Source organism: Streptomyces alanosinicus, assembly GCF_014650595.1.
In the GTDB taxonomy this organism is placed as follows: domain Bacteria; phylum Actinomycetota; class Actinomycetes; order Streptomycetales; family Streptomycetaceae; genus Streptomyces; species Streptomyces alanosinicus.
The window spans coordinates 1-4301 of record NZ_BMVG01000102.1 but is presented as its reverse complement, the minus strand read 5'-3'; the positions used below and the strand labels follow the sequence as shown (position 1 = coordinate 4301).

Annotated in this window: 4 protein-coding genes; all 4 read left to right on the top strand. The window is 70.0% G+C overall.

The genetic code is table 11. The annotated features are described in order from the left end of the window. Positions 1-72: 72 nt before the first annotated feature. The 4 genes from IE277_RS46240 (at position 73) to IE277_RS46225 (ending at position 3926) form a co-directional block, all read left to right on the top strand. Entirely contained in the window at positions 73-717 is a 645-nt protein-coding gene (locus IE277_RS46240) for an HAD family hydrolase (RefSeq protein WP_189960084.1), read from the top strand. Positions 718-809: 92 nt separating this feature from the next. Then, positions 810-1562, top strand: coding sequence for a VC0807 family protein (locus tag IE277_RS46235; protein WP_229882591.1), 753 nt, complete (start codon positions 810-812; stop codon positions 1560-1562). A gap of 23 nt (positions 1563-1585) precedes the next feature. Next, positions 1586-2803, top strand: coding sequence for an MFS transporter (locus IE277_RS46230; protein ID WP_189960083.1), 1218 nt, complete (start codon positions 1586-1588; stop codon positions 2801-2803). Beyond that, positions 2754-3926, top strand: a complete 1173-nt coding sequence (locus IE277_RS46225; RefSeq protein ID WP_189960082.1) for an acetoin utilization protein AcuC — start codon at positions 2754-2756, stop codon at positions 3924-3926. The genes IE277_RS46230 and IE277_RS46225 overlap by 50 nt, the downstream gene beginning before the upstream one ends. Positions 3927-4301 lie beyond the last annotated feature (375 nt).

Below are 4301 nucleotides of genomic sequence, written 5' to 3'. Positions count from 1 at the left end.
ACGCCGCCGAACAAATTTTAGGAAAGGCCCACGCCGTATGGCGTGGGCCTTTCTGCGTTTATGCTCGAATGCATGCGCTATGAATTGGTGATCTTTGACAACGACGGTGTCCTCGTCGACAGCGAGCCCATCTCCAATCGGCTGCTCGCCGCCTATCTGACCGAGTTGGGGCACCTGACGTCGTACGAGGATTCCATCCGGGACTACATGGGCTCGGCGATGCACCGCATCCACGACCTGGTGCTGGAGCGGACGGGGCAGCGGCTGCCGGACGACTTCGACGATGTCTTCCACGCGCGCGTGTTCGCCGCGTTCGAGCGGGAGTTGCAGCCGGTCGCCGGCGTGAGCGGCGTGCTGGAGAAGCTGGCCGCGGACGGGGTGCCGTACTGCGTGGCCTCGTCCGGGAGTCATGAGCGGATCCGGATCGGGCACCGGACGACCGGGATCGACCGATGGTTCGCGGAGGACCGTATCTTCAGCTCCGAGGACGTGGGGCGGGGCAAGCCGGCGCCCGACCTCTTCCTCCACGCGGCCGAGCGGATGGGGGTGGAGCCCGAGCGGTGCCTGGTCGTGGAGGACTCTCCGCTGGGCGTGCAGGCGGCCGTGGCGGCCGGGATGGCCGTCTACGGATTCACCGCGATGACGCCGGCGGCGAAGCTGGCACGGGCCGACGAACTCTTTCGCACCATGGGCGAGTTGGCTGACCTGCTGGTATGACCTGAACCATGGGCCGGGTCTGACAATTGTCATGCGGACGTCCGGACGATCGTTTCTACTGGCGGACCCCTCGCGGCGGCGAAGCTGAGGGCATGACGAAGAACACGGGGACCCAGGGCCGGACCGAGCAGCAGAAACAGAACCCCAGCGCGCTGGACAACTTCCTGCCGCTGATCGTGGACGTCGCGGTGCCGCTCGGCTCGTACTACCTCCTCAAGGACGGCTTCGGGATGAGCACCTTCGCGGCGCTCGGCTGGAGCAGCGTGGTGCCGGCGCTGCGGACCCTGTGGGGCCTGGTGCGGGAACGCAAGGTGAACGGGCTGGCCGGGCTGATCCTCCTCGTCAACGTGGTCTCGCTGATGCTGACCTTCGTCTCCGGCGACCCGCGGCTGATGCTCGCCAAGGACGGCGCGGTCAGCAGCACCGTCGGCATCGGCATCCTGCTCTCCGTGCGGATGGGCCGGCCGATGATGACCGCCGGTCTGAAGCCCTTCCTGGTCAAGGCGGACGCGGCCAAGGAAGCCGCCTGGACTCGGCTGGTGTCCGGGGCGTCCGCCCGGTCCGCGGCCTTCCTGCGCAAGGAACGGGCGTACTCCGTCGTGTGGGGCCTGGCGCTGCTGGCCGAATGCGGCGCGCGGGTCGTCGGGGCCTACACGGTCCCCGCGGACACCATGGTCTGGCTCGGCACGGTCTTCGTGGTCGGCGCGATCGGGATCGGCATGCTCGTCGGCGGCGGCCTGGCCATCGCGCCGATGGAGAAGATGCTGAAGGCCGAGACCGAGGCTGATCCTTCGCACGGTGAAGCTGAGGAAAACTCATCTTTGGCTGGATCTACCCACAGGTAGCCAAGGGCCCTACGCTCGCCGCCATGACTGATGTGCTGCGGCGCGGCAGGGCCTCGCTGGCGTTCAGCTTCTTCGCCCAGGGCGCCACCTTCGCCCTGCTGGTGACGCGGATTCCGGCCATCCAGGACCGGTACGGCATCTCCGACGCGCTGCTGCCGGTCTTCCTCGCCGCCGTACCCGTCCTCGCCGGGGTCGGCAGCGTCACCACCGAGCAGGTGGTGAAGCGCGTACGGCCCAGCCGGCTGCTGCGCTGGTCGCAGCCGGTGGTGCTGCTGGCCCTGCTCGGTGCGGGGGCGGGCGGGCGGATCGCCGAGCTGGCGCTGTCGCTGGGTGCGTTCGGGCTGGCCGTGGGGGCGCTGGACGCCTCCATGAACATGCTCGGGGTGAGCCTGCAGCGGTCGTACGGGCGCAGCATCATGCTCAGCTTCCATGCCGCGTACAGCCTGGGCGGGATCCTGGGGGCGTCGCTGGCGTGGGTCGGGGCGCACTGGCATCTCGCGCTGTGGGTGTCGTATCTGCCGGTGGTGGTCGTGCTGCTGCCGGCCACGTTCGTGGGGAGCCGGTGGTACATCGACGGGGATCCGGCGCCGGAGGCGGAGACACCGGGTGCGGACGCGGGTGGGGGTGTCGTCTTCAAGCTGCTGCTGCCGCTGTGCCTGGTGATGACCTTCGCCTATATCGGGGACTCGACGGTCTCCAACTGGAGCGCGAAGTATCTGAAGGACGTGCTGGGCAGCTCGGAGCAGCTGGCGACCGTGCCGTACAACGTGTACATGGTGACCACGCTGCTCGGGCGGGCCATCGGGGACCTCGGGGTACGGCGGTTCGGGGCGGTGGCGGTCGTACGGCTCGGGACGCTGGTGGCCGCCGGCGGGTTCGCGGTGGTGGCCTCGGCGCCCGGGGCGTGGGTCGGGATGCTCGGGTTCACGATGCTGGGGCTGGGGTTGTGTGTGCTGGTGCCGCAGACGTTCGCGGCGGCGGGGCGGCTGTTCCCGAGGGCTTCGGATGCTGCTGTGGCGCGGCTGAATATTTTCAATTACGTGGGTTTTCTGGTCGGTTCGCCGCTGGTGGGGGCTCTGGGCGATGCGTGGAGCTATCGGGGGGCGATGCTGGTGCCGATGGTGTTGGTGCTGGTGACGTTGGTGTACGCCAGGTCGTTCGCCGTGGGACAGGGCGGATACGGTGGCGGGCATGAGCGGCCGCGCACAGCTGATGTGGGACGAGGCAGTAACGGGCTATGACTTCGGCCCGGGCCATCCGATGGATCCGGTCCGGCTGGCACTGACCCGGAAGCTGGTGGGTGCCTTCGGGCTGGACCGGGAGGTGGAGGTCGTCGCGGCGAAGCCGGCCGGGGAGTCGACGCTGCAGCTGGTCCACCGGGAGGACTATGTCGACGCGGTGAAGGCCGCGTCGGCCGATCCGGCGGGGGCGGACGGGTCGTACGGGCTGGGGACGATGGACGATCCGGCCTTCGCCGGGATGCACGAGGTGTCCGCGTTGATCGCCGGGCAGTCGGTGGGGGCTGCGGAGGCGGTGTGGCGGGGGGATGCCGAGCACGCCGTGAACTTCGCGGGTGGGCTGCACCATGCGATGCCCGGGGGTGCGTCGGGGTTCTGTATCTACAACGACGCCTCGCTCGCCATCGCCCGGCTGCTGGAGCTGGGGGCCGAGCGGGTCGCGTATGTGGACGTCGATGTGCATCACGGGGACGGGGTGCAGGCGGCGTTCTGGGAGGATCCGCGGGTTCTGACGATCTCGCTGCATGAGCATCCGCGTACGTTGTTCCCGCAGACCGGGTGGCCGGAGGAGGTCGGGGCCGGGGCCGGGGAGGGGGCGGCCGTGAATGTGGCGTTGCCGGCGGGGACCGGGGACGCGGGGTGGGTACGGGCGTTTCACGCGGTGGTGCCGGAGCTGCTCGCGGAGTTCCGGCCGCAGGTGCTGGTGTCGCAGCACGGGGCGGATACGCACTTCGAGGATCCGTTGGCGCATCTGGCTGTGTCGTTGGATGCGCAGCGGGCTGTGCAGCTGGCGTGCCATGAGCTGGCGCACGAGCATGCCGGGGGGAAGTGGGTCGCGTTGGGTGGGGGCGGCTATGCGGTGGTGGATGTCGTGCCGCGGTCGTGGACGCATCTGGTGGGGATCGCGGCGGGGAAGCCGGTGGCGCCGGAGACGGTGATTCCTGAGGGCTGGCGGCAGGAAGCGTTCGCGCGGACACGGCAGTTGGGGCCGCAGCGGATGACTGATGGGCGGTGGCCGGTGAGTTGGGCGGCGTGGGAGGCGGGGTACGACCCGGGGGATCGGCTGGATCAGGCGGTACGGGCGACGCGTCGGGCGGTGTTTCCGTTGCGGGGGCTTCTGCCCTGACCCGACCAGGGGGCTCCGCCCCCTGGACCCCCCTCTCCCACCCACCCACCCGTCTCGGCCAGCTGAGAGGGCACCCACGGGGGCTTGGGCGGGTGGGCAAGTACGGGCCGGATTCGGGTCGGGGGCAAGCGTCGGCCGGGTGCGGGTGGGTGGGAAGCCTCGGCCGAGTGCGGGTGGGTGGGCGAGCGTCGGTCGAGTGCGGGGGGCAAGTGTCGGCCGTGTTCGGGTGGCGGTGGGTGGCCGCACCGAGCGCGTTCGGTCGGTGCGGTGACTAGCGGCCGTGCCGGGGTGGGTGGACAAGTAACGGCTGCGCGCGGGTGGGTGGGAGTGCCGAGCCCGCTCGGGTGGGTGAGTGAAAGGCCACCGTGCTCGGGT

Bases quoted from the DNA above. Each gene is read 5' to 3' on its own strand.
- IE277_RS46230 (WP_189960083.1), top strand. From the start codon at position 1,586: ATGACTGATGTGCTGCGGCGCGGCAGGGCCTCGCTGGCGTTCAGCTTC.
- IE277_RS46235 (WP_229882591.1), top strand. From the start codon at position 810: ATGACGAAGAACACGGGGACCCAGGGCCGGACCGAGCAGCAGAAACAG.
- IE277_RS46240 (WP_189960084.1), top strand. From the start codon at position 73: ATGCGCTATGAATTGGTGATCTTTGACAACGACGGTGTCCTCGTCGAC.
- IE277_RS46225 (WP_189960082.1), top strand. From the start codon at position 2,754: ATGAGCGGCCGCGCACAGCTGATGTGGGACGAGGCAGTAACGGGCTAT.